The sequence below is a fragment of the Chlorobium sp. genome (genome assembly GCF_036528655.1).
In the GTDB taxonomy this organism is placed as follows: Bacteria; Bacteroidota; Chlorobiia; order Chlorobiales; family Chlorobiaceae; genus Chlorobium.
This window is the reverse complement of record NZ_JAIGND010000036.1, coordinates 70547-94653: the sequence shown is the minus strand read 5'-3', so window position 1 is coordinate 94653 and position 24107 is coordinate 70547. Positions and strand designations below refer to the sequence as shown.

Genomic DNA, 24107 nt, shown 5'->3' with positions numbered 1-24107 from the left:
AATAATAAGAAGCTATATGCAGAAGAGGGTCAAGAGAGTATGCATGAGTATTTGCGCGTCAGGTATCGTGCTGATTATCGCTGTTTCGGTAACGGCATGCAGCGCAACGGCGCCCTATAAACGCACAGAGGTACCGATGCCCGAATCCTACCGGGGAGCAGCGGTATCGACCAGCCAGCAGGTTTCGGTATCGGAAATTCCCTATCGCAGTTTTTTTGCCGATCAGGTGCTGGTTGCGCTTATCGATACTGCGATGGTGCGGAACCATGACCTGCAGATCGCCCTGAAAAATATCGATTATGCCGAAGCTGGACTGAAGCAGGCGAAACTCGGGTTTCTACCAACGCTCCGGCTCGGTGCATCGGGAGCGGTCAGTCGTCCATCAGACAACAGCCTTGGCAGTTCGAGTTTACAGGAGGCTGACGGAAAGAGCTACTCCGAGGATTATACGCTCTCTCTGGGCTCCTCGTGGGAGATCGATATATGGAGCAGAATCCGCAGTAAAAAGAAAGGCGCTCTTGCCGGGTATCTGAAAACCCTCGAAGGAGCGAAAGCCGTGCGTACGAAACTTGCCTCAGACGTTGCGTCCGGCTATTACAATCTGCGGATGCTCGACGCGCAGCTCGATATTGCCAGAAAAAACCTTGCGCTGGCCGATACAACGCTTCATATGATGAGGCTGCAGTACGACGCTGGCCAGGTGACCATGCTTGCCGTCGGGCATCAGGAAGCCGCCCGGCAGGCAGTGCTGCAGACGGTGCCTCTTATCGAGCAGGGGATCGCCGTGCAGGAGCATGCTCTCGGTATCCTCTGCGGGCGCTTTCCCGGTCCGGTAGAGAGGGGAAAGAGTCTTGCCTCCATTCCTGTAGTCGATAACTTTCCTGCGGGCGTACCGGTCGCGCTGCTGCAGAACCGGCCGGACGTGCGCGAGGCAGAGCTTGCCGTGATGGAGGCTCATGCAGATATGGCTGCGGCAAAGGCGGCCATGTACCCGTCGCTTGCAATTACCGCCCAGGGAGGTCTCAACTCCTTTCGCACCAGCAACTGGTTTGCCACACCCGGTTCGCTTTTCGGTCTGGTTCAGGGCGCTCTGCTTCAGCCGATTTTTCAGCGGGGCGAGCTGAAAGCAGACTATGAAAAATCGGGAATCAGAAAAGAACAGGCTGAAATCGGTTTCAAGCAGGCGCTTCTGAGGGCCGTCGCAGAGGTCTCCGACGCTCTTGTTCGACTCGACAAGCTTCGCGAGCAGGAGCGGGCCGCGGCGGCAAGGACGAAAACGCTCGCAAGCGCCGTCGCCAATTCGAATCTGCTTTTCAGAAGCGGCATGGCAACCTATCTTGAGGTTATTTCCGTGCAGACCGGTTATCTTCAGGCGGAACTCGCTCTGGCCGATGTTCGCCGCCAGCATCTGACGGCCATGGCGGAACTTTATCGCGCCCTTGGCGGAGGGTGGAGGTAAACGAACCTTCAGGAGTGCCATGCGGATTATCGATATCCTTATCGTCGGCGGCGGGGCTGCCGGCATGCTTGCAGCTGTTGCGGCACGGGACAGAGCTCGTAAACTCCGCATTCCGGATAAGGATTTTTCAATCGTCATTCTCGAGCGTAACCGGCTACCGGGCGAAAAAATAAGAATATCGGGCGGGGGGCGGTGCAACGTCACGCATGCTGCGGAACCGGATGAACTACTTGCAAAGGGGTTTCTTAGGAAGGGGGAACAGCGTTTTCTGCGCCATGCGCTCCATGCATTCGGGAGCGATGATCTTCTTGCCATGCTCGAACGGCAGGGCGTCCGGTGCGAAGCGAGGCCGGATGGCAAGGTGTTTCCTGTTGCCGGGCTTTCCGCATCGGACGTGGTGCGTGCGTTCGAACGCATTTTGGAGGAGTGCTCCGTCCGCTTGGAATATGGTTGCATGGTCAGTTCGGTTGAACGGACTGAGAACGCGTTTGCCGTTAGGGCAGATGACCGTACCTTCAGGGCGTCTGTGCTCATTCTCGCTACCGGAGGAGTTTCATATCCCTCGACTGGCAGCAGGGGAGACGGCCTTTTTTTTGCGCGCCGACTCGGCCACTCTGTCGTCAGAGCCTCGCCCGCGCTCGCTCCGGTGCTGACGATGGATACACCTCCTTCTGAACTTGCAGGGGTGTCGCTCCATTCGGCTGCGTTTATCGCTTCGTCCGGAGGAAAACAGACAAGCCGGAGAGGGGACGTGCTGTTCACTCATCGGGGGCTCTCAGGGCCTGCGGTGCTTTCTCTTTCAAGGGAGGTTGCAGAACTGTTCGGAACACAGGGCAACTGCCTGCTTTTCGCGGATCTGTTTGCCGACCTCGATCAGGATGCGCTTCAGGAAACGCTGCTTGCAGAGACAAGACGAAGCGGTGCGAAAATGGTACGGAAATTCCTGCAGCACTGTCCGGATGGCCCTCCAGCAGCGCTTATTCCATTTATCATGCGCCATGCGGGAATTCCCGCGGATGTGCAGCTGAGCGGGCTCGAACGCGGCAAGCGTATTTCGCTCCTGCAGACATTGAAGCGGTTTCCCCTCGGCAGCGTCAAATCCGTTCCGCTTGAAAAGGGAGAGGTGTCGGCGGGCGGGGTATCGCTCGGTGAGGTGAACCCGAAAACCATGCAGTCCCGCATCGTGCCCGGTCTTTTCTTTGCCGGCGAACTTCTCGATTACGCCGGAGAGATAGGCGGCTTCAACCTCCAGGCGGCCTTTTCGACCGGCTGGCTGGCGGGGAGGGAGGCGAGCGGGGAGGGAGGAGACAGGAGACGGGAGTCGGGAGATAGGAGAAATGAATTCTGAAGGTTTTTCAAGTATCCCATAAGTCCCATTCGTCCCATCTGTCCCATTCTTACTGTGCAATCAGTCCCCGGTCTGCCGTCTTCTTTTTTTAACTATTTCCTTGTTAAAATATGAGCATATGCTTATAATTGATAAGTTTGCGGACATCGGAAGTATTTGTGCTGCCGGTCTGCAAGATATTGAACTATCAACGTTTTAATTACAGGAACAATGAGCAGGGATATGATCATCACTTTTGAAGGCGGCAAGAAAGTTAATGCCGAATACAAAGGGTTTACCATAGAGACAGATCAGTCGGAGTATGCCGGAGGTGAGGGTTCGGCTCCCGAGCCTTTCATGCTGTTTCTTGCTTCTATCGGAACCTGTGCGGGAATCTATGTTTTTTCTTTCTGCCAGAGCCGCGAAATTCCTACCGAAGGGATTCGTATCGTGCAGTCGCATTTTCCCAGGGAAGGCGGCAGGGGTATCGGCAGGATCGTACTGACCATCGAGGTGCCTCCCGGTTTTCCGGAAAAGTACAGGGATGCTGTTGTCAATGCCGCAAATCTGTGCGCTGTGAAAAAGCACATTCAGGATCCTCCGGTTTTCGAGGTCGTGACCGCTACGGTCGGAAATTGAGCGAGGCAGATTTTTTTCATCATTAACTCAAACACTACAATATACAGATCATGACATCTGAAGCAGAACACGGAGGTCAGCCGTTGAGGCTGAAGCATTTTCATATAACGTTTTTTGCCATCGTGCTTGGCATGGCAGGCTTTACGCTCGCCGTGCAGAAGGCCGGCGGCGGGCTCATCAAATCTCTTGCTCCGGTAAGTGATGTACTCCTCTACATCACGCTGGGGCTTTTTGCCTTCGTCAGCGTACTCTATATTTTCAAAGCGGTGTCTTATCCGGATACTATCGCCAGGGAGTGGAATCATCCGATAAAGATCAATTTCTTTCCTCTTCTCGCCAAGATTCTTCTTGTACTGAGCGTCGTCTATCTTGAACGGACACAGCAGGTCTCATATTACCTATGGGTTTCCGGCACGATCCTTCAGTTCCTTGCTTCTGTATTCATTATTTCAAGCTGGATTTCACAGACACACTTCAAGATCGAGCATATGACACCGGGTTGGTTCATTCCGATTGTCGGTTCGATTATCGTACCGATTGCCGGTGTGAAGCATGGTTTTGTCGAGATATCATGGTTCTTTTTCTCGGTGGGTCTGATTTTCTGGATGGTACTGTTCACCATAGTGATGAACCGCATGATTTTTCATGCACCTATTGCCGAACGTCTTCTTCCGACTCTTTTCATCCTTTTTGCACCGCCCGCAATCGGCTTTATCGCTTACAATAAGCTGGCCGGAGGAGAACTCGATGCGTTTGCCCGTATCCTCTATTTCTTCTCGCTCTTTATGTTCGTCCTGGTGCTTTTCAGGCTGCCGATGCTTGCCAAAATCAATTACTATCTTTCATGGTGGGCCTATTCGTTTCCGGTTGCAGCCAAAGTGCTGGCGACCCTGCTTATGCTTAGCCTGACGGAAGATCCGTTCTATAAATATCTTGCGCTTTTCGAACTGGCTTTTCTTTTTCTTATTATCGCGGTATTGATCGTGCGTACGACGATGGCGATATCCAAAGGGGAAATCTGCGTCGAGGACTGATTTGCGGTAACGTAACGTATAAGTAAATGAAGCAGAACAGGGTCGGCAGGCCGGTGAGTTGCCGATGTATAGAGGATATACCGAAATTCACCTGTTTCAAGCCGGAAGGCATTTCACCCTCAAGGCTCCAGAGTGTCGTGCTGACCGTCGACGAGGTCGAGGCACTCCGGCTTGCCGACAAGCTGGGGCTCTACCAGACGGAGGCTGCATCGAGGATGAAGGTATCGCGTCAGACTTTCGGGCGAATCATCGAATCGGCTCACCGGAAGGTTGCTGAAGCCATCATCGACGGCAAATCCATCTGTGTCGAGGGCGGCAATATCGAACAGGTCTGCGGACATGCCGAAATCGCCGGTGAGAATACCTGCGTCTGTCTTCATTGCGGTTTCGAAAAACCGCATCTCGACGGATTGCCCTGCAGGATGGAACAGTGCCCCGATTGCGGAAAGCCGCTCATTCGCAAAGGGAGGTGCAGCAGTGTCGCCTGAATGCTTATCTTCTTTTTCTCTTCTCAAGCTGCCTGCGCTCCATTTCGGCGCCGGCAGCTTTTCTCATTTACCTGAACATGTACGCTTGTCAGGCAGGTGTCCGATGGTTGTGACCGGAAGCCGTTCGTTTGAGGCTTCAGGGCGGTTGTCATGGCTGTTGCACTCGTTGGGACGCGTTACTTTCGCCTATCTTCACAGACGTGTCGAAGGCGAACCTTCTCCGGAAATGATCGACGAGGCGGTTGCCGCAGGAAGAAGTGCCGGATGCGATTCGGTGATAGCTGTCGGCGGCGGCAGCGTGATCGATGCGGGCAAGGCCGTGTCGGCAATGCTTCTGCAGAAGCATCCGGTGGAACGTTATATAGAGGGTCGTGACGATTTTCTTGAGCACGACGGACGGAAGGTACCTTTTATTGCCGTGCCGACGACATCCGGTACCGGAAGCGAGGCAACGAACAACTCGGTTATCAGCCGTGTCGGTTCTGACGGATTCAAGCGTTCGCTTCGTCATCCGGCCTTCGTCCCCGATGTAGCCGTTATCGATCCTGAACTGCTCTGCACGGCGCCGAGGGCTCTTACTGTTGCTTCCGGAATGGATGCGTTCACCCAGTTGATCGAAGCATGGGTTTCGCCATTTGCATCACCCTTTACCGATCTTCTGGCGTTCAGCGGCATGGAATATTTTATTCGTTCGTTTCTGCGAGCCTGCAGGGACGGAGCCGACGATCATGCGGTGCGGGGCGATGTCGCTTATGCCGCTTTTCTTTCAGGCGTTGCGCTCTGCAATGCCGGGCTTGGCATCGTGCATGGATTCGCTTCGTCGATCGGCGGGGCTTTCGATATTCCGCATGGCGTGCTTTGCGCGACCCTGCTTGCCGACGCTACAAAGGAGAATATTCTGCAGCTGCGGCTTTCCGGCAGCGGACAGAGAGCGCTTTCAAAATATGCGGCAGTCGGCAGGCTTCTTTCGCAGCAACCGGAGCTTTCCGATGTCTGTGCATGTGATATGCTGGTGGAAACGCTGGCGCACTGGCAGCAAGATCTCAATGTGCCGAGGCTCGGCAACTACGGTATCGGTATGGAGCACATAACGCATCTTGCTGCCGTTACTCGAAGTAAAAGCAACCCCGTCGAGCTTGATCCCGATAGTCTTCGGAAAATCCTGTTTGCAAGGTTATAGCTTTCAGTCGTGTTACTTTTCCGAAGTGAAAAACTCCTTCGCTTTTGCGACGAACTGGTTTTCCGTCATTCGCTCGCAGGTTTCCACGGCGCTGATTTTATCGCGTAGATTGTGGATTTTTCCGATCTCTCCGGCAAATTCCGTTTTTGCTTCTCCGGGACCGAAAATCGCAATGGCATCCGCATTCTCAAGCAGAGAGACGAGCTGGCGGTAAAAGGCATGGTACTGGTGCATCCTGCTCTCTTCGGCGCTTTTTTCCTTTACGACCGACTGGGCCACAATGGTTCCTCCCGATTTCCAGCCTCCGGATGGCTTGAAATGGCTTTCGGCGTCTGATTCAAGATGCCGTACGGTTGCGGTGCCTCCTGCGAGGGAAACGACGACTGCTTCCCTGTGGTCGATCCAGACAGCGGTGTTATTTTTCATGTCGGCCTCCATTATGATGGTTTTCTTCTTTATCGGATATCCGGAAAGAGCTTTATCTCATAAAGGCAATATACGGCAATATTCATTGTCTTGTCGTCCACCAATCGTCTCCGTAGTTGTAAAAAAGCTCTTCACCTCGCTCGATATCGCGCAAAGCGTAGATTACCAGTTCGGCGCCAAGGCCTGTATCTTCCCGATAGTAGGCTACATTGGGCGTCGAGGAGTGGTTGAAGAGCATGCCGTTTCCCATGGCGATCAGCCTTTTGTTTTCGTCGCTGCCGTAGAAAACATAGTTCACCAACTCGCCACCGACATCCTTGTCGGTTACTTCCAGAGCCGGACATCGTTCTACGATGTCGCCTTCCCGGATAGCTTCGGCCGCGAATGCTCCCCGTCCGCTTACGGTTGAAGGACCGATGCTGACAATGCTTTTTCTGCCTGCCCCGGTTCGTTTTTTCAGGTACAGTCCGATTGCAATGCCAGCAAGGAGCGCTGTGGCAAAGAGGGCAAGACCGATGGTGTAGAGGTTTTCCTGCATATGTTCACTGGTTCTGGAAAGAACGCTATGTTACTGAAAATTAACCGTTTTTCCGGTAATGCGATGCTTCGTTTTTTTTTGAGTATTCGTTCGGTATGATCAGACCGATCAGGGTTCCCCTGTAACGGAATCATCTGCTGTTTTTTCGGGTTGTACATTCCTGATTGAACCTTCAGGCTGCAGCGCTATGAAACCAGTTGTTTTGCTTCGTTATATCTGGGCATCTCCCAATACCGTGCTCGGCCTTATCCTGACGTTTCCGGTATGTATGACGGGAGGAAGAATCAGGCGAATAGATGGAGTGCTTGAGATTTCTGGCAGGTCTGCCGCCTGGATGCTTCATCGGATTCCATTTGTCGCTCCGGTATCGGCCATGACGCTCGGGCATGTCGTGTTTGCTGTCGATGAAGCGGTTCATGAGCGGTGGAGAGAGCACGAGCGCATGCACGTAAGACAGTATGAACAGTGGGGTCCGCTTTTCATTCCGGCATACCTCGCATGTTATTTTGCAGCAAGATTGCGGGGAGAGGACGGATATTACGGAAACCGTTTCGAGGCCGAGGCCTTCGGACATGAAAGGCGTGTCACATGATGAGGAGGCAGTATCCCTATGGAGAGTAATCCGCATGGCCCGGAGGTGCTGAAGATCAGCGGCCTTTCGAAAACCTATCTTATGGGAGAAGTTACGGTCGAGGCTCTGAAACATGTTTCCATCGATTTTTATGCGGGAGAGCTGGTCGTGCTGCTCGGCGCATCCGGCAGCGGCAAATCGACTCTTCTGAACATCATCGGAGGTCTTGACGTGCCTTCGGTGGGCAAGCTGTTTTTTCATGATCGCGAGATTACCGCTGCTACCGAGGCTGAGCTGACCGCATACCGGCGCCGTTCCATCGGATTCGTCTTTCAGTTCTACAATCTGATATCAAGTCTTTCAGCGCTGGAGAATGTGCAGCTCGTCACAGAAATCGCCGATAATCCAATGCCCGCCGAAGAGGCGCTCGGACTTGTAGGTCTCGGAAGCCGTCTGAACCATTTTCCCGCTCAGCTTTCCGGCGGGGAGCAGCAGCGTGTCGCTATTGCCAGGGCCGTGGCAAAGCGCCCCGAGCTGCTGTTGTGCGACGAGCCGACAGGCGCTCTGGACTATCAGACCGGAAAACTGGTTCTCGAGGTTATTGAAAAGGTCAACAGGGAACTCGGTACGACAACCCTCGTCATCACACATAACGCATCGATTGCCGGCATGGCCGACCGGGTGGTTCGACTCGGCAGCGGCGAGGTTACCGAAGACCGCCGTAATCCCGCGAGAAAGACCCCGTCGGAACTCATCTGGTGAGACTGTAATGACGCTGCTTGCAAAAAAAATGTTTCGGGAACTGCTGCATCTGAAGGGGCAGATGGTGGCCGTTGCCGCTGTCGTGGCCTGCGGGATTTCTGTATTCGTTTCCATGAGCAGCGTGAAGTACTCGCTCGAAGCCTCTCGGGAGTTGTATTACAGTAAATACCGGTTTTCCGAGGTGTTTCTGCAGGTAAAGCGTGCGCCCGAACTCTATCGCGAAGTCGTCAGCCGTATTCCGGGCGTGGCTTCGGTCAGTTCGCGAATTGTTACCGATGTGACGCTCGATGTGCCTGGCCTTGACGAACCGGCTACCGGAAGGCTGATCTCCGTTCCGGAGCATAGGACGGAAACGGCGCTTAACGACCTGTTTATCGAAAGGGGCCGGTACATCGTGCCAGGTCATCCTGAGGAGGTGATCGCCAGCAAACCTTTTCTCCAGGCCAACGGCCTTTCTCCCGGCGACAGGATTTCCGCAGTGATCAACGGGCGCAGGAAGCAGCTCGTCATCGTGGGCATGGGGCTCTCTCCCGAATATATCTACGAGGTGCAGCCGGGATCGTTTTTTCCGGACAAGAGGCGGTTCGGCGTTTTCTGGATGAGCCGCAGGGCGCTCGAAGCGGCGCTCGACATGAGCGGTGCATTCAACGATCTTTCCCTGACGCTCGCTCACGGGGCATCCGAAAAAGATATCATCATGCGCCTCGATCACATGTTCCGGCGGTACGGTTCTCTCGGGGCCTATGGCCGCAGCGAGCAGCTTTCAGACCGGTTCATCGTCGATGAAATCAAGCAGGTCGGTATTCAGATCACGTTTCTGCCGGCAGTATTTCTTGCCGTCGCGATCTTTCTGCTCAACATGGTGCTTCGCAGGATCGTCGCTACTCAGCGCGACCAGATAGCCGTACTGAAAGCCATGGGGTTTTCGAATGAAGAGGTCGGGCTGCACTATCTTGGTTTCGCCATGATTCCCACCGCTGCAGGTGCTGTTGCCGGCACGCTCCTGGGTGCGTGGCTTGGAAGGGAACTGATGAACATCTACGCCGACTTCTACAATTTTGCCGAACTGGTTTATCTGTTCAGGGCGGAGGATCTGGTGCTGTCGGTGCTGCTGAGCTTCGCCGCCGCGCTTATAGGCGCGCTCGGTGCCGTGCGGAGCGCCGTCCGGCTGCCTCCGGCTGAAGCCATGAGGCCGGATTCTCCCGTTGTCTACAGGAAGGGCGTGCTTGACCGCCCTTCACTGCAGAAAAAAATTTCCGTACCGGCAAGGATCATCCTTCGAAATCTCGAACGGAGGCCGTGGAAAGCCGCTCTCTCGGTTGTTATGATATCGCTTGCCGTGGCAATTCTTATTGCCGGGCGTTATACCTATGACGCTGTTGAGCGGATGGTACAGGTGGAGTTTAACGAAAAGCATCGCGAAGATGTTACCGTCGTTTTCAACGATCCCATGCCGCCGTCGGTAGCCTATAGCGTCGCATCGCTTCCCGGGGTGCTCGAACATGAGTATTACCGCGAAGAGCCGGTCAGTATGCGCTTTGCCCACCGCATACGCCGCCAGTCGGTCAAGGGTCTGCAATCTGCAGACGGTCTGCAGCGGCTTGTCGATAAACGCAACCGCCAGGTCGATCTGCCGACGTCGGGGATACTGCTTACTTCGGATCTTGCAGCCATTCTCGGAGTGCGGCGGGGGGATACCCTCGGGATCGAATTTCTGCAGGGGCGTCAGTTGCGTCGCGACGCAAGAGTCGCTGGAACCATCGACGAGATTCTCGGGCTATCCGCCTATATGCATATCCGGGAACTCGACAGCCTTGCAGGAGACGGAGGCGCGTTCAATGCCGCATATCTGCGGATCGACCAGACAATGGCAATGGAGCTGTATTCGGAGTTCAAGAATATGCCGGGAGTCGGCAGCATCATGATGCTCAAGGCGCTGAAGGAGAGCTTCGACGAGCTGATTGCCGAAAGCATGATGACATCTACCTTCATTCTTACATCGTTTGCCTGTGTGCTGGCATTTGCCGTCGTCTATAACGGTGCGCGTATCTCTCTTTCGGAGCGGTCGAGAGAGCTGGTAAGTCTGAGGGTGCTCGGCATGACGAGGGGTGAAATATCCTTCATACTGCTTGGCGAACAGGCCCTGCTGACCCTCCTTGCCGTTCCGCTCGGATTTCTTTTCGGCACCGGGCTTTCTGCGCTGCTCGCAACAGGACTCAGTTCGGAACTTTACCGGCTGCCGCTGGTGTTCAGTGCCTCTAACTTTCTGTTCGCTTTCGCGGTTGTTGTTCTTGTTTCTGCGGTCTCTGCGGCGGCAGTCAGGCGGCGCCTTGTTGGACTCGATCTTGTAGAGGTTTTAAAAACCAGGGAATAATCATGACAGCCTTGTCAAAAACCCAGCGTATCGCGGCTTTTTCCCTCGCGGGCGCGGCACTGATTCTGTTTGTTGTTTTCAGGCCTTCTCCGCTTCATGTCGATTCCGGAACGGTGACAAAAGGCACCCTGCAGGTCGTGCTCGATGCCGAAGGATACAGTCGTGTACGCGATCGTTTCGTGATCGGCGCTCCGGTTTCGGGCCGGCTGGCCAGAGTGGCGTTCAGAGAGGGCGATAGTGTGGCTAAAGGCGATACGGTTTCCGAGCTGCTTCCGGCGGAACTCGATGCAAGGGAGTTCCGCCAGGCTTCCGCACGAGCAGCGGCAGCCAGGGCAGCATATGACGAAGCTCTTGCAAGAGAGCGTCAGGCAACGATCGGCTTCGAGCAGGCCGGACGTCGCTCCGTTCGTTATGGTAATCTCTATAGCGAGGGCGCCGTATCGAAAGAATCTTTTGAACTGGCGCGGAACGAAGCCGATATGCATCTCAAGGAAGCTGAAGCCGCGCGTTCGGCGGCGAGTTCTGCCCGTTTTTCGTTCGAAGCGCAGCAGGCAGTCATCGATCGCCAGACGGCAGGAACGCCGGTACGGATTGTCTCTCCCGTTTCCGGAACGGTTCTTCGACTGCATGAACAGAGCGAACGGGTGGTACCTGCCGGCGCTCCGCTTTTCGATATCGGTGACCCTTCTGCTATCGAGATCGTTATTGATCTTCTCTCGACGGATGCAGTTCGGGTTAAGCCCGCAGACCGGGTGCTCATCGAGGAATGGGGGGGAGGCAAGGTTCTGGAGGCGTCAGTGAAGCGCATCGAGCCGTCCGGATTTACCAAAATATCCGCGCTTGGCATCGAGGAAAAAAGGGTCAATATAATCGCGTCGCTCAGTCGTAAAGAATCCCGCCTTGGAGATAACTTCAGAATTCAGGCGAAAATCGTGCTTGATGAAAAGAGCCGCGTGCTTCTTGTTCCGGTCAGCAGCCTTTTCAGGACGACCGCCGGATGGAAGGTATTCATTATCGAAAACGGCAAGGCCGCTGCCAGGCCGGTACGAATAGGCCTGCGCAGCGCTTTTTATGCAGAGGTGCTTGATGGACTCGACGAGGGCGACAGGGTGGTCGTGCATCCGACCAACGAACTTCGCGACGGTATGCGGGTTACCTTCGAAAACTGACCAGGTTATTTGAACCATATCGAGTCGGGGTGCCGTTCGTGCAGCTTCCGTTCGAGACCGAGCCAGTGGCCTGAAGGGAGCAGCATCATAAGTACCGAGTAGATCATGAAAGGCGGCAGCGTGAGGTTATAGAAGCCTCCGGCTGCGAAATTCACTACGAGAAAAAGCGCGAAAGCCGCATTGGCCCTTACTCCAAGGCCGAGAGCAAGACCGATGCCTATAATAAGCTCACCGATTGTTACTATCCAGGCAATAGGTAAGGCGAGCGGTATGGCGAAATGCTCGAGGTAAAGGATCTGAAAGTCGTTCAGTTGAGGCGGATCGGTAAGGCGCTGCACGAAAAAACCATACATCTTGTCCGTCCAAAGCCATTCTCTCACGAATTTGTGCCAGAATCCGTAAAGAAAAAAAATTGCGAAAATGTAACGGCCGACAATAAAAAGCACGATGCCTAAGGTATTCCACGGGTGTGTCCGCACATATTCCCTGCTCCATGAAAAAGTACTCATATTGCTGTTTTTAAATCGGTTATCATCATGAGGGAATATAACAAAAATATGGGAGTGAGGAGGGATGATGGATAATTGATAATGGGTAATGGGAAGACAGGCGGTGGGCGGCCTGAATGCTGTACATGTGTCCCATACGTCTCATTCGTCCCATAAGTCCTATTATCACAGAGAGCGCCCCGCGCTCCAGAGTTTCCTTTTTTCTTCTTTACATCAGGTTCTGGGGATCGACGTCGATCGTGATAGAGAGGCCTGCAGACCTGTAACGGGACATGCCTGCGTCAAGCTGCTGGCGTATGAATGTGGGGGAGAGCTTGCCGGAAAGTATTTTGAGGAGCAACTGGTAACGGTACCTGCCTCGCAGTTTTGCGATTCCTGCAGGTGCAGGTCCGAGCAGGATGACGTTTTCAGGCGGCAGATGTGTGGCGAGTTCCGTTTTGAAGGATATTGCGGCTTCTTCGGCTTTTTTTTCTTCGGCTGCAGAAAACTCGAATTTGACCAGTCTGGCGACAGGAGGATATCGAAGAGCGGTTCTCAGGCCCATTTCGCGATCAAAAAATTTCTCATAGCTGCCTTCGAGCAGCGATCGGAACACCTCGTTTTCAAGGTTGTAAACCTGAAGATAGACTTCGCCGGGAATCGATGCCCGTCCCGCCCGCCCCGCCACCTGTGTCAGCAGCGAATACATGCGTTCGGCTGCCCGGAAATCCGGGATGTTCATTCCGATATCTGCCATCATAACGCCGACGAGTGTCACGTCCGGGAAATCGAGCCCTTTTGCGACCATTTGCGTGCCAAGCAGTATTCTTGATTTTTTTTCATGAAACTGTTTGAGAATTCTGCCATGGGCCCCTTTAGATGTAGTGGTATCGATGTCCATGCGGAGGATCGTTTCTTCCGGAAAGAGCGATTTCAATTCGTCTTCGATTCTTTCGGTTCCGCTGCTCTTGTAAAAAAGGTTCGTCGAATTGCACTGGCTGCATTGTTCGGTAAATAGATGGGTGTGGCCGCAATAGTGGCAGCGAAGCTGCATGCCGGCGGCATGGTAAACCAGCGGGATGTTGCAGTGGCGGCATGTGGGGATATGGCCGCAGTCAAGGCAGAATACGCTGCCGGCAAAGCCCCGTCGGTTCTGCAGCAGGATCACCTGCTGGTTTTTTTCTATCCGTTTGCCTATTTCGCGGTAGAGAAGGTCGGAAATCGATGGCGAGGCTTTGGGCGCTTCACGCATTGAAATGAGGGTTATGCGGGGCATGCTCGCCCCATCGATGCGTTCAGGCAGGTTGATGAGCCGGTACTTGCCGCTTTTCGCATTCTGGTATGATTCGAATGAGGGTGTTGCCGAGCCGAGCACGCAGACGGCATTTTCAAGCACGGCGCGCATGACCGCGGTGTCTCTTGCGTGATAACGGGGATTGCGATCCTGTTTGTAGGCGCCGTCATGTTCTTCGTCCACAATTATTGCACCTACGTTTTCCAGCGGAGCGAATATGGTAGAACGCGGGCCGAGGGCGATTTTTGAGCTTCCTTCTCTGAGGCGGTGCCATGCGTCGTATTTTTCCTGATCACTCATGGCACTGTGCAGAATGGTTATATCGTCATGAAAATGCTGCCTGAACCGTCCTGCGGTCTGGGGAGTGAGCGATATTTCCGGAACCAGCACTATCGCTGTTTTGCCGCAGGCGAGCACCTGTTTGAGCAGTTCGATATAAATAAGGGTTTTACCGCTTCCTGTTACCCCATGAAGCAGGAAGGGACGAAATTCTCCGGTATCGACGGCCTCGTGCAGAACGGAGAGCGCTTCTTTCTGTGCACGGGTAGGATTTTCAGGGTGTTTCTTTGTTTCCGAATAGGCGTTTTTGAAATTGCTCCGGATATCTACAGTAAATTTTTCAGTGAATCCTTTTTTCGTCAGTTCGTTGAAGATCGACGGTTGAAATCCGAGGACATCGGGAAATCCGGGTTCTCCTTCCAGTTCGAGCAGTGATCTGAACGCTTCGAGCTGTTTCGGAGCATGACGGAGCAGTTCTTCGGGGTTTCCTTCGAAGCCTCGGATTATACGGTAAGCGTTTTTTTGTTTCGGACGTGTTGCGGAGAATTTTTTCTGCAACGTGATGAAGCCGCCTTTTTCGAGTTCCGTGAGTGTCCGATAGAGCTGCTTTCGGCCGAGACGCTTCTGAATCTGCCGCACGGTGAGTTTTTTTGCTGCGGCAAGCAATTGCAGAATTTCACGTCTGAGGGGTGTGCTGTGGGTTTTCCGTTCAGCGGGTTTCAGGAGAAAAGCGTTGAGCTCTACAATATCGTGCACGGTTGTTCTGACGGATGCAGGAAGGGCAGCGAGTATCGCATCGAGAGGCGAAGAAAGATAGTAGTCGGCCATCCACAGGGCGAGTCTGAGAATGTTGTTCGAAAGAACAGGCGATCCGCCATACATAAGGTCAGTGATGAGCGGCAGCGCAGAATTTTCGGGATAGTCATCGTTTGCGGAGAGCTGCAGCACATAGCCGGGGTAGAGTGCATCCTTTCTGTGAGGAAGGGTAACCAGTACCATGCTTCCGGGGTGGATGTCACGTTCGAAGAGTTCCGGAACCTGAAGCAGTAGCGGTTCGCCTCTGAAGAGTCTGTCGATTACGAGCAGTGCATGCATTGCGCTGGAACTGAAAAGTCAGTGCATCTCACTGACTTTTCAGAAAAAATGTTACGGTTTCCTTTTCAGCAGGAGCTGAGGGCGCCGAGAATTCTGTCCCTGATCTCTTCGACGCTTCCCGTGCCTTTTACCTTGCGGTATTTCGGAGCTTCCGGTGCACCATCGGAAGCCCATCCGCTGTAGTATTCTATAAGCGGTGCCGTCTGTTCGTGGTATATTTTCAGACGTTCTCTGACGGTTTCTTCCTTATCATCTTCCCTCTGTATAAGGGGTTCGCCAGTTTCGTCGTCGAGGCCTTCCTTTTGCGGCGGATTGAACACGACGTGATAGGTTCTGCCGGATGAGAGATGCACCCTTCTGCCGCTCATTCTTGTGATGATCTCATCGTCCGCGACATCGATTTCGACGACATTATCGATGCTGACTCCATCTTTTTTCAGGGCTTCGGCCTGTGCCAGCGTTCTGGGAAAACCATCGAAAAGGCACCCGTTACGGCAGTCCTCCTGCTGCAGCCTTTCCTTGACGAGCGCAAGGATGATATCGTCCGAAACGAGTTGCCCTGCATCCATCACTTTTTTTGCTTCGAGCCCGACCGGTGTTCCGGCTGTTACGGCTGCACGGAGCATATCGCCGGTCGAGATCTGGGGAATATTAAGTGTTTTGGATATATAGCTGGCCTGAGTTCCTTTTCCGGCACCTGGTGCGCCCAATAAAATTATTCTCATCAAACGTTACTTATTTTTTGGTGATAATCGTGAATTTGGGCCTTGACGGCTTCGAATCGGATGGCGATTCCGATACATCCTGTTGTGCGGATTCAGGAGCGGAGCCGTTTTTCAACTGTTCGGCAGAGGAGTTGTCTTTCTGTTGCGCGGGCGCTTCATTCGTGTTTTTTCCGGCAATTTTCAGCGGGATTGTCTGAACAGGACTTTTCTTTTTGAATTCTATGGTTTTTGCTTTTGGCGCCCCGTCCGGTTTTTTCTGGTTCTGCAGTTTCGCTTCGTCGAAAATATGCTGGAAAGCGGCCGTGGATCCTTTAGGATCGACAGAGCGGTAAGCGTAGTCTTCTTCGGAAATGATTTTCTTGCGGAATTCGAAGTCGAGCGCGCCCAGCATCATCCGGATGACTCTGCGGCTTTCTCCGAGATCGCCCTTCGATTCAATATTGGTCAGTGCTTTTGCGTTGACAGTCGTGACAGGTCGTCCGTTGACGTCTTTTTCTTCGTGCAGTCCGAATGTGACATCGATTTTCATGCCGAGCAGGGCAAAAGAAAAAACTTCCGCACGGATAACCGTCATGCCTCCTACAGCGGTTTTCTCATTCTTGAAACCCCAACCTACCCAGCGTTCTATTTTTTCTACAATAAAATCGGAGATTTCAGCTGCGGGAGTATCGTACCTGCGAACTTTAAGCTCGCTGAAAACAGGCGTTTCGGATGTGTGGGTCGCGTTGCCGGTCAAGCCGTGATAGGCTTTGTTGAATTCTGTTTTGAACGGGATGAAATCTGTCAAATCCATGATTGTTGAGCCAGTTTGGAATTAATGCGGTTCTTACGGGATCTGCCTTTTTCTCTCTGTTGCAAGCTGCCCGCATGCGGCATTGATGGACGCTCCGTGACTTTTTCTGACCGTAACCCGCAGTCCCGAATCGACGAGAGATCGGATGAAAAACTCCCTTTTTTCTGTGAAAACGGGCTTGAACTTAATATTAACGATTGCATTATAATCAATCAAATTAATTTTACAGAAAAGGCCCTTTGCGAATTTTTCGAGAGCTTTTGCGTCTTCAGGTGAGTCGTTTACCCCGTCAATAAGCATATAGACGAGTGTGACGGGCTGACCGGTCAGGCGGATGTAAGAGGCAAGTGCGCGTCTGAGATCTTGCAGCGGGTAGTTTCGGGCGACTGGCATCATCGATTCTCTTTTTTCCTGTATCGCGGCATGCAACGATACAGCCAGCCTGGTTCCGGGCTTCAAGGATGCAAGCAGGTCTATTTCCGGTATGACGCCGACTGTGGATATGGTGATTTTTCTCCGCGGCAGACTGAAGCTGTAGGTCTGGTTGCTGAGCGTTTCGATAGCGTCAAGCACATTGGCGGTATTGAGCAGAGGTTCCCCCATGCCCATAAAGACGATGTTTGTTATAGACCTGCTTTTGCCATAATCATTCCTGAGCCATGCATTGAGCAATGTTACCTGGTCGATTATTTCGCCTGGAGAAAGATTTCTTATAAAGCCCATCATGCCGGTAGCGCAGAAACCGCATCCGAGCGGGCATCCGATCTGAGAGGATATGCATGCCGTGATCCTGCTCTCACCAGGTATGATTACCGATTCCACTGCCTGCCCATCCGGCATCCTGATCAGGAATTTTTCCGTCGGCATTTCTGCTGCGTCGGGAGCCTCTTTCCGGCACTCTTGTACCGAAGCGATGTCGATGGCATATATCGCTGAGAGTTTTTTTCTGAGCGCAAGGCTCAGTATGGTCATGTCGTCAAAGGAGTGTGAATGATGACTGAAAAGCCATTGATGGATCTGGGATGCACGATATGCCGGTTCGCCGAGAGCCGTGAGGGCCGATCGCAACTCGGCGGCGGTGAGATCCTTTATGTTAGGTGGCGAATGGAGCATTGACGTTGCAGGATGTCGGATTATTGTGCTCTTTGACACAGGCGGTCATGTTCGCTGACAATTGACCATGGGAGCACTTCTGTTATTTCTATGCAATAAAAAGTGGCTTTTTTATCTGATAAAGATTGTAAAGTAATTTTGAGAAAAAAGACTAAATATGTATAGTTATCATATTAAAAGATGCCTTCGATGTGAAGGTACGAAGTTGCCTCAATACGAACAATCGTGCCAATGCAGTCGTCGGTTTGATTCTGTCAGTAAAACATGCAATCGGATTATTTAATTTATCCGGATCAGATTTAAAAAATCCCCCACAAAACCATGAGCGAGAAAAAACAGGAAAATATCCTTTACGACCATCAGTTGCTTGACAAGGTGATTCATGCGAGGATCCGGTTTGCTGCATTGGCATATCTCCATGCTGTCAATCAGGCTTCATTTGTTGAAATCAGGGACCAGATCAGGGCTACGGATGGGAACCTGAGCGTGCATATGCGCAAGCTTGAATCGGCTGGATACATAAGTTGCGACAAGGAGTTTCAGTCGCGGAAACCGCAGACGAACTACCGTATAACTTCGCTTGGACGCGAGGCGCTTCAGCAGTACAGAAGCCATATCGGTTCTTTTCTTGGCGGAGATATCCTGCTTGAGACGGCATGAACTTTCCGGGGCAGAAGCAAGTATCTGTTTCTTTTTTCATTGACAGGAAAAAATAATAAATTAGGTACTTTTGCTAAAGTTATCTGAAATGGATGATACTACCGGTTTACGGACGTAAGCTCGATCTGATGGGATGGTCTCCTGTTATCGATATCCTGCTTGAAGGTCAGCAGTTTCTGCTGACGACACATGAAAATTCCGATGGTGACGGTCTTGGCAGCCAGGTTGCGCTTGCTCTGGTGCTGAAGCGTCTTGGGCGTCATGTCATGATCGTTAACCCCACTGAAGTTCCTCCCAATTATACGTTTCTTAAACAGGCCGGAAATATCGTGCATTTCGACGATCGCGACGAGGATGTCATCCAGGATTTATCCCTCTGCGATGTTCTGGTTCTGCTGGATGCCAACCTGAGCGAACGAATGGGTGCTCTGCGTCCGCATGTTCTGTTTGCCAACGAGGTCGGCAGTATGAAAATGGTCTGCATCGATCATCATCTCGATCCGGAAGATTTCGCAGACATCATGGTTTGCGAGCAATATGCGTCGTCAACCGGAGAACTGGTCTATGATCTCATCCTTGCGCTCGAGGAGAAAACCGGAATGCAGCTTATTACACCTCAGGTCGCCGAAGCGCTTTATACCGCAGTTATGACCGATACGGGCTCGTTCAGGTTTCCAAAAAGCTCGCCCTATGTCTACCGGCTTGCAGGTGATCTTGTGGATAAAGGGGCGGATCCGTCGAAGATTTACGATTTTGTCTATAATTCCCTTACCCCGCAGGCGTTGAAACTGCTTGGACTGTCGCTCACCGCCATCAATATTTCCGATGACGGACTGATTGCATCGCTGTTCATTTCTCAGGAGATGATGAAAACGACCGGCAGCAGGCTGTTCGATACCGATCTTATCATCAGATACCTCCTGAGCGTCCCTTCGGTCAGGATTTCCGTGCTTATGACGGAGATGCAGGATGGACGGATCAAGGCCAGTTTCAGGTCGAGAGGCGATATTTTCGTAAACCATCTTGCCAGGCAGTATGGAGGCGGCGGCCATATGAATGCTGCGGGTTGCCTGCTGAACTATTCCGAGGAAAAAGCCCGGAGGGCGATTCCTGAGGATGTACGGGCATTTCTTGCTGCACAGGGTCTATAAGCCATAGCAGAACGTTATAATCGAATAGTGCATGTACATGAATATCATCGCTACAACCGATCCGGTCAGAAAGATAGATGCAGGATTTCTGGCGCTTCCTTTTACCTGTTCGTTACTGAAAAAAAATGGAACTGCGCTGCTTAAAGAGCATGGATTTCCGGGAAATGTACTGGATGATTTCAAGGCTGAGGCGGGGGAATTGCTTGTTCTTTACGGATCGGCAGGGAAAGCCTTTTCCGGCAGGGTAGCATTGCTTGGGCTTGGCGAAGGCAAGAAAGCCGGCGATTTCCGCAAAGCCGGAGCTGCTATTGTAGGCAGGGCGATCGAAATGAAGACTGGTTCAGTCGTGATCGACATGTCGGGCATCAAGGGTTTTGCTGCATCTTCCAAATCGTCTGCGACTTCCGTCTGCACAGCTTTTGTGGAGGGATGTTTCGCAGGATCTTATCGTTTCGACCGTCTGAAAAGCGGAAAGCTGAAAAAGAAAGCTGAAGACGACAATCCGGGGAAGATAGCGGAAATGATTTTCCGCTCTGAGCCGGCTCAGCTTGGCGCACTTGAAGCAGGCATTGCCGAAGGAGTCGTGACCGGATCCTGCCAGAGCCTCGCAAGAGATCTTGTCAATCTTCCGGGAAATCATCTTCAGGCCGTTGATCTTGCAAAAGCTGCGACTGAGTCCGGCGAGCGCGGCGGTTATGATGTCAGGGTGTTCGGCAAGGCGGAAATAGAGGAGCTTGGAATGGGGGGGCTTCTTTCCGTTAATAAAGGGAGTGTTCATCCTCCGACATTTTCCGTACTCGACTATCGACCAGCAGGCAAGGCCGAGAAAACCATAGCGCTTGTCGGAAAAGGGATTACCTTCGATTCCGGAGGCATTTCCATCAAACCTTCCGAGGGGATGGGCGAAATGAAATCCGATATGGCCGGAGCAGCTGCCGTTATTGGCGCGGTCGAAGCCGCTGCCCGCCTCAGGCTTCCCGTCCGCGTAGTGGGTCTGATTCCCTCTACGGACAACATGCCTGACGGCTCGGCAATGAAGCCGGGAGACGTCATCACTACCTACTCGGGAATTACTGTCGAAGTCGGCAATACCGATGCCGAAGGGCGCCTGATTCTTGCCGATGCTCTGACGTATGCAAAAAAACACTACAATCCTGACGCTATCGTCGATCTTGCGACCCTGACAGGCGCATGTATCGTCGCTCTGGGGTATTCTGTCGCGGGACTTTTCAGCAATAACGACAAACTTGCGGACGATATTTTCGATTCCGGCCTCCGGACTGAGGAGAAAGTGTGGCGGATGCCGCTCTGGGAAGAGTATGACGAGATGATCAAATCCGATGTCGCCGATGTGAGCAATCTCGGGGCAAGAGGTGCGGGTTCGGTGACCGCGGCCAAATTTCTCGAGAAGTTCCTGGACGGTCATAAAAAATGGGCGCATATCGATATTGCAGGACCTTCTTACGCGCCTGGCAAAGGCGGCGCAAAAGCGAGCGGTGCTACCGGTTTCGGCGTCCGGTTGCTCGTCGATCTTCTGAAAAAATGGTCCTGAACCGATCTTCCAGCAAAAAGAACCGATAATATAACCGGTATTCGCAAATGAGTGTGACCAGCCAGAATCCTGTTGTCATTGTACCGGGAGTGCTTTTCTGGGATGGCCTCTATGAGGTGATGCGTGATACGCTCTCCCGGTACCTGCCTGCACGTAAAATCGAAATAGCTCCGGTCAGTTTTATTGACTGGGTGGGATTTCCTCCCTCACCCGAACGTTCCACGAACAGGGTGATGACCGCTATAGACCGTTCTGTGCGGTCGTTACGGAAAAAATTTCCTGAAGAACAGGTAACGATTGTCGCTCACAGCGGCGGAGGCACCGTTGCCATGATCTACCTTCTCGAAAAACGTTTTCAGGGAGACGAGTACCATCCCGGTGATTCCGTCGGGAAACTTTTGACGCTCGGCACGCCCTTTCATACGCACGAGCATTATGCGAAGATCAAAACGGATTTTATCTTCAGGAATCTCGACAGCGACTTCTTTTCGCGCAAGGAGGTCGTGTCGATCGTCAGCGATCAGTATCGCGGCGATCTGCAGGGAAGTCTGATTGAAAAGATGTGTTACATGTTCTACCGTAGCGTTGCCGAAGACGGGCAGGTTGCCGGAGACGGCATTGTGCCTGCTCAAAGCTGTTATCTCGAAGGTGCCCGTAACGTGACTATTTCTCATGTGGAGCATCTTCCTACACCGCATACCAGGTGGTATGGCACAAAAGAAGGGGTTGATCAATGGATTCAATGGCTGTAAACGGCCGTAAAGGCTCATCTGCCGCGGTATTGGCGGTTTTCATGGTATTGCTTTTGCTGTTTGTAGGGTGCAAGGACACTGAAAAGGCCCGGACAGACCCCCGGCAGCAGCACATGGAATCAATGATGGCGATTCTTGCGCAGGTTCAGAAGAACCTTGCAAGAATACAGCAGAAGGAAGCTGTCGTAGAGCGCCTGTCGTCCGATATTGAAAAAAAGGACAGCCGTGATGCCGAGCAGATCGGCAGGGACATTTATTCGAGCATCCGGTTCATCGACTCCACGCTTACGGCAAGCAAGGCGCTCATCGCAACACTCGAGTCCGAGAACAGGAAGTCCCTGTATCGTGTTGAGTCGCTCGACAAGCTTACAACGGAGCTGAAAACGGCGCTGAACGACAAGGATTCGGAGGTAAGGAAACTGAAAGGTCAGGTTCAGCAGCTCAGCGGCGAAGTATCTTCGCTGATGAAAACCGTCGATGTGCTTGACGAATTTATTCAGGAGCAGGGCGACCAGCTTTATACTGCCTACTATATCGGAGGGACCTTCGAAGAGCTGGTCGCAAAAGGGATTCTTGTTACAATCAATCCTATTGAAAAGTTTTTCGGCAACCAGTATCGTATTTCGCCGGATTTCGATGTTCAGCTTTTCAGAAAGCTCGATATTACGGAAACCCGTGATATCTATTTCAGTAAGCCGCTGAAAAGCTTGAGGATCATCACTCCCCATACCACCGGTTCGTACGAGCTTGCAGGAGGGAGTACGTCGTCGCTGCTCCTGATTCGCGACGAGAACGAGTTCTGGAAGAAATCGCGTTGCCTTGTCATTGTCTATGAGTGAGAAAGCTTAATCCCCCTGAAGTTCATCAGGCTCTCAATCAAACGAAAAAAAACATCTCTGATGAAAATAACGATATTCGGTTCCGGTTATGTCGGTCTGGTAACCGGTGCCTGTTTTGCCGAAGTCGGCAATGACGTTTTGTGCGTTGACATCGATCAGAACAAGATCGACAGGCTTAACAATGGCGAAATACCGATTTACGAACCCGGTCTCGACACTATCGTGCATGAGAACAGCCGTAAAGGGCGCCTGAAGTTCACTTCGGATATCCGGGAAGGGGTCGATTTCGGTCTGTACCAGTTCATTGCGGTCGGGACGCCGCCGGATGAGGACGGATCAGCCGATCTGCGACATGTGCTCAGCGTCGCTGAAAGCATCGGCACCCATATGCAGGAATACCGGATCATCATCAACAAGTCGACGGTTCCGGTAGGCACGGCCGATCTGGTAAGGGAAAAGGTCCTTTCGGTTCTGAACGCACGCAATGCCGGAATAGATTTCGATGTGGTTTCGAACCCTGAATTTCTCAAGGAGGGCGACGCGGTAAACGATTTCATGAAGCCAGAGCGGATCGTGGTCGGCGTCGACAACCCACGCACGAAAGAGCTGCTTCGATTTCTTTATTCGCCATTCAACCGCAGCCACGAGCGATTCATCGCCATGGACGTCCGCTCGGCCGAGCTTACGAAGTATGCGGCCAATTCAATGCTTGCCACCAAGATCAGTTTCATGAACGAGATCGCCAATATCGCCGAACGGGTAGGTGCCGACGTCGAGGAGGTCCGAAGAGGAATCGGTTCCGATTCCCGGATCGGTTTTTCGTTCATCTATCCGGGCGTAGGATACGGCGGTTCATGTTTTCCGAAGGATGTTCAGGCTCTTGAGCGTACCGCCCGCAAATACGGGTATGATTCGAGGATACTTCAGGCAGTCGAAGCGGTCAATCACGATCAGAAAAGCTCGCTCGTAAGCAAGATGAAGGAGCATTTCGGCGGAAACCTGAAGGAAAAGGTGATCGGGCTGTGGGGGTTGGCGTTCAAGCCGAATACCGACGACATGCGCGAAGCTCCGAGCCGCCGCGTGATGGAAGAGCTCTGGCAGGAAGGTGCGTCGGTGCGGGTCTACGATCCCGTGGCCATGGATGAAGCCATGCGCATCTACGGTCAGCGGGAAGATCTGCATTATGCGCAAGACGCCGATGAAGCCGTCATGGGAGCAGATGCTCTGGCTATCGTAACGGAATGGCTGATGTTCCGCAGCCCCGATTTCGATATGATCAAGCGGGAGCTGAGAGAACCGGTGATTTTCGATGGCCGGAACATCTACAATCCCGATTTCATGGAGCAGTCTGGCTTTACCTATTATTCCATTGGCAGACGTCCTCGAGGCGTGAACTGAA

Annotated in this window: 23 protein-coding genes; 16 read left to right on the top strand and 7 right to left on the bottom strand. The window is 52.6% G+C overall.

Annotated elements, in window-relative coordinates:
- The first annotated feature begins 43 nt into the window (after positions 1 to 43).
- The 6 genes from K4305_RS10870 to K4305_RS10845 all read left to right on the top strand — a co-directional run bounded on the left by K4305_RS10870 (position 44) and on the right by K4305_RS10845 (position 6127).
- Entirely contained in the window at positions 44 to 1459 is a 1416-nt protein-coding gene (locus K4305_RS10870; protein WP_331562467.1) for an efflux transporter outer membrane subunit, read from the top strand.
- Positions 1460 to 1478: 19 nt separating this feature from the next.
- Positions 1479 to 2807, top strand: a complete 1329-nt coding sequence (locus tag K4305_RS10865) for an aminoacetone oxidase family FAD-binding enzyme (RefSeq protein ID WP_331562466.1) — start codon at positions 1479 to 1481, stop codon at positions 2805 to 2807.
- A 210-nt stretch (positions 2808 to 3017) separates the two neighbouring features.
- Entirely contained in the window at positions 3018 to 3425 is a 408-nt protein-coding gene (locus K4305_RS10860) for an OsmC family protein (protein ID WP_331562464.1), read from the top strand.
- Positions 3426 to 3475: 50 nt separating this feature from the next.
- Positions 3476 to 4459 (top strand): SLAC1 anion channel family protein, encoded by a 984-nt coding sequence (locus tag K4305_RS10855; RefSeq protein ID WP_331562463.1) that lies wholly within the window; start codon positions 3476 to 3478, stop codon positions 4457 to 4459.
- A gap of 26 nt (positions 4460 to 4485) precedes the next feature.
- Positions 4486 to 4947, top strand: a complete 462-nt coding sequence (locus K4305_RS10850) for a DUF134 domain-containing protein (protein WP_331562462.1) — start codon at positions 4486 to 4488, stop codon at positions 4945 to 4947.
- Positions 4937 to 6127: an iron-containing alcohol dehydrogenase gene (locus K4305_RS10845; RefSeq protein WP_331562461.1), complete on the top strand. Its 1191-nt coding sequence runs from the start codon at positions 4937 to 4939 to the stop codon at positions 6125 to 6127. The genes K4305_RS10850 and K4305_RS10845 overlap by 11 nt, the downstream gene beginning before the upstream one ends.
- Positions 6128 to 6139: 12 nt before the next feature.
- On the opposite strand, the gene K4305_RS10840 is transcribed toward K4305_RS10845, so the two are convergent.
- Together K4305_RS10840 and K4305_RS10835 are read right to left on the bottom strand one after the other, a co-directional pair.
- Positions 6140 to 6553, bottom strand: coding sequence for a hypothetical protein (locus K4305_RS10840; RefSeq protein ID WP_331562460.1), 414 nt, complete (start codon positions 6551 to 6553; stop codon positions 6140 to 6142).
- An 82-nt stretch (positions 6554 to 6635) separates the two neighbouring features.
- The gene (locus tag K4305_RS10835; RefSeq protein WP_331562459.1) at positions 6636 to 7091 is read right to left on the bottom strand and encodes an SET domain-containing protein; all 456 of its coding nucleotides are present in this window, start codon (positions 7089 to 7091) and stop codon (positions 6636 to 6638) included.
- Positions 7092 to 7278: 187 nt separating this feature from the next.
- On the opposite strand from K4305_RS10835, the gene K4305_RS10830 reads away from it, so the two are divergent.
- The 4 genes from K4305_RS10830 to K4305_RS10815 are packed head-to-tail and all read left to right on the top strand — an operon-like array spanning position 7279 to position 11967.
- Positions 7279 to 7683, top strand: coding sequence for a hypothetical protein (locus K4305_RS10830; RefSeq protein ID WP_331562457.1), 405 nt, complete (start codon positions 7279 to 7281; stop codon positions 7681 to 7683).
- Positions 7684 to 7701: 18 nt separating this feature from the next.
- Positions 7702 to 8424 carry an ABC transporter ATP-binding protein gene (locus tag K4305_RS10825; RefSeq protein WP_331562455.1) on the top strand — a complete coding sequence of 241 codons (723 nt, stop codon included), beginning with the start codon at positions 7702 to 7704 and terminating at the stop codon, positions 8422 to 8424.
- 7 nt (positions 8425 to 8431) lie between these two features.
- Positions 8432 to 10798, top strand: a complete 2367-nt coding sequence (locus tag K4305_RS10820; RefSeq protein ID WP_331562454.1) for an ABC transporter permease — start codon at positions 8432 to 8434, stop codon at positions 10796 to 10798.
- 2 nt (positions 10799 to 10800) lie between these two features.
- Positions 10801 to 11967 (top strand): efflux RND transporter periplasmic adaptor subunit, encoded by a 1167-nt coding sequence (locus K4305_RS10815; RefSeq protein ID WP_331562452.1) that lies wholly within the window; start codon positions 10801 to 10803, stop codon positions 11965 to 11967.
- Positions 11968 to 11972: 5 nt separating this feature from the next.
- Here the strand turns inward: K4305_RS10815 and K4305_RS10810 are convergent, their stop codons facing one another.
- From K4305_RS10810 to rlmN, 5 genes are all read right to left on the bottom strand, one after another.
- The gene (locus K4305_RS10810; RefSeq protein ID WP_331562451.1) at positions 11973 to 12476 is read right to left on the bottom strand and encodes a DoxX family membrane protein; all 504 of its coding nucleotides are present in this window, start codon (positions 12474 to 12476) and stop codon (positions 11973 to 11975) included.
- A gap of 208 nt (positions 12477 to 12684) precedes the next feature.
- Complete coding sequence (priA, locus tag K4305_RS10805) at positions 12685 to 15123, bottom strand: replication restart helicase PriA (RefSeq protein ID WP_331562450.1); 2439 nt, start codon at positions 15121 to 15123, stop codon at positions 12685 to 12687.
- A 65-nt stretch (positions 15124 to 15188) separates the two neighbouring features.
- Positions 15189 to 15848, bottom strand: a complete 660-nt coding sequence (adk, locus tag K4305_RS10800; RefSeq protein WP_331562449.1) for an adenylate kinase — start codon at positions 15846 to 15848, stop codon at positions 15189 to 15191.
- A 10-nt stretch (positions 15849 to 15858) separates the two neighbouring features.
- A complete protein-coding gene (locus K4305_RS10795; protein WP_331562448.1) occupies positions 15859 to 16641 on the bottom strand; it encodes a hypothetical protein in 783 nt (260 codons plus the stop codon).
- A 33-nt stretch (positions 16642 to 16674) separates the two neighbouring features.
- Entirely contained in the window at positions 16675 to 17754 is a 1080-nt protein-coding gene (rlmN, locus tag K4305_RS10790) for a 23S rRNA (adenine(2503)-C(2))-methyltransferase RlmN (protein WP_331562447.1), read from the bottom strand.
- 321 nt (positions 17755 to 18075) lie between these two features.
- Here rlmN and K4305_RS10785 point away from each other — a divergent pair, with 321 nt between their 5' ends.
- From K4305_RS10785 to K4305_RS10760, 6 genes are all read left to right on the top strand, one after another.
- Positions 18076 to 18414 carry a winged helix-turn-helix domain-containing protein gene (locus tag K4305_RS10785; RefSeq protein WP_331562446.1) on the top strand — a complete coding sequence of 113 codons (339 nt, stop codon included), beginning with the start codon at positions 18076 to 18078 and terminating at the stop codon, positions 18412 to 18414.
- A 92-nt stretch (positions 18415 to 18506) separates the two neighbouring features.
- Positions 18507 to 19565, top strand: a complete 1059-nt coding sequence (locus K4305_RS10780; protein ID WP_331562445.1) for a DHH family phosphoesterase — start codon at positions 18507 to 18509, stop codon at positions 19563 to 19565.
- A 37-nt stretch (positions 19566 to 19602) separates the two neighbouring features.
- Positions 19603 to 21117 carry a leucyl aminopeptidase gene (locus K4305_RS10775; protein WP_331562444.1) on the top strand — a complete coding sequence of 505 codons (1515 nt, stop codon included), beginning with the start codon at positions 19603 to 19605 and terminating at the stop codon, positions 21115 to 21117.
- Between the two features lie 47 nt (positions 21118 to 21164).
- On the top strand, positions 21165 to 21869 hold the full coding sequence (locus K4305_RS10770) for an esterase/lipase family protein (protein ID WP_331562443.1): 705 nt from the start codon (positions 21165 to 21167) through the stop codon (positions 21867 to 21869).
- Entirely contained in the window at positions 21851 to 22708 is an 858-nt protein-coding gene (locus K4305_RS10765) for a BLOC-1 subunit 2 family protein (RefSeq protein WP_442880472.1), read from the top strand. The genes K4305_RS10770 and K4305_RS10765 overlap by 19 nt, the downstream gene beginning before the upstream one ends.
- A gap of 60 nt (positions 22709 to 22768) precedes the next feature.
- The gene (locus tag K4305_RS10760; protein WP_331562441.1) at positions 22769 to 24106 is read left to right on the top strand and encodes a UDP-glucose dehydrogenase family protein; all 1338 of its coding nucleotides are present in this window, start codon (positions 22769 to 22771) and stop codon (positions 24104 to 24106) included.
- Position 24107 lies beyond the last annotated feature (1 nt).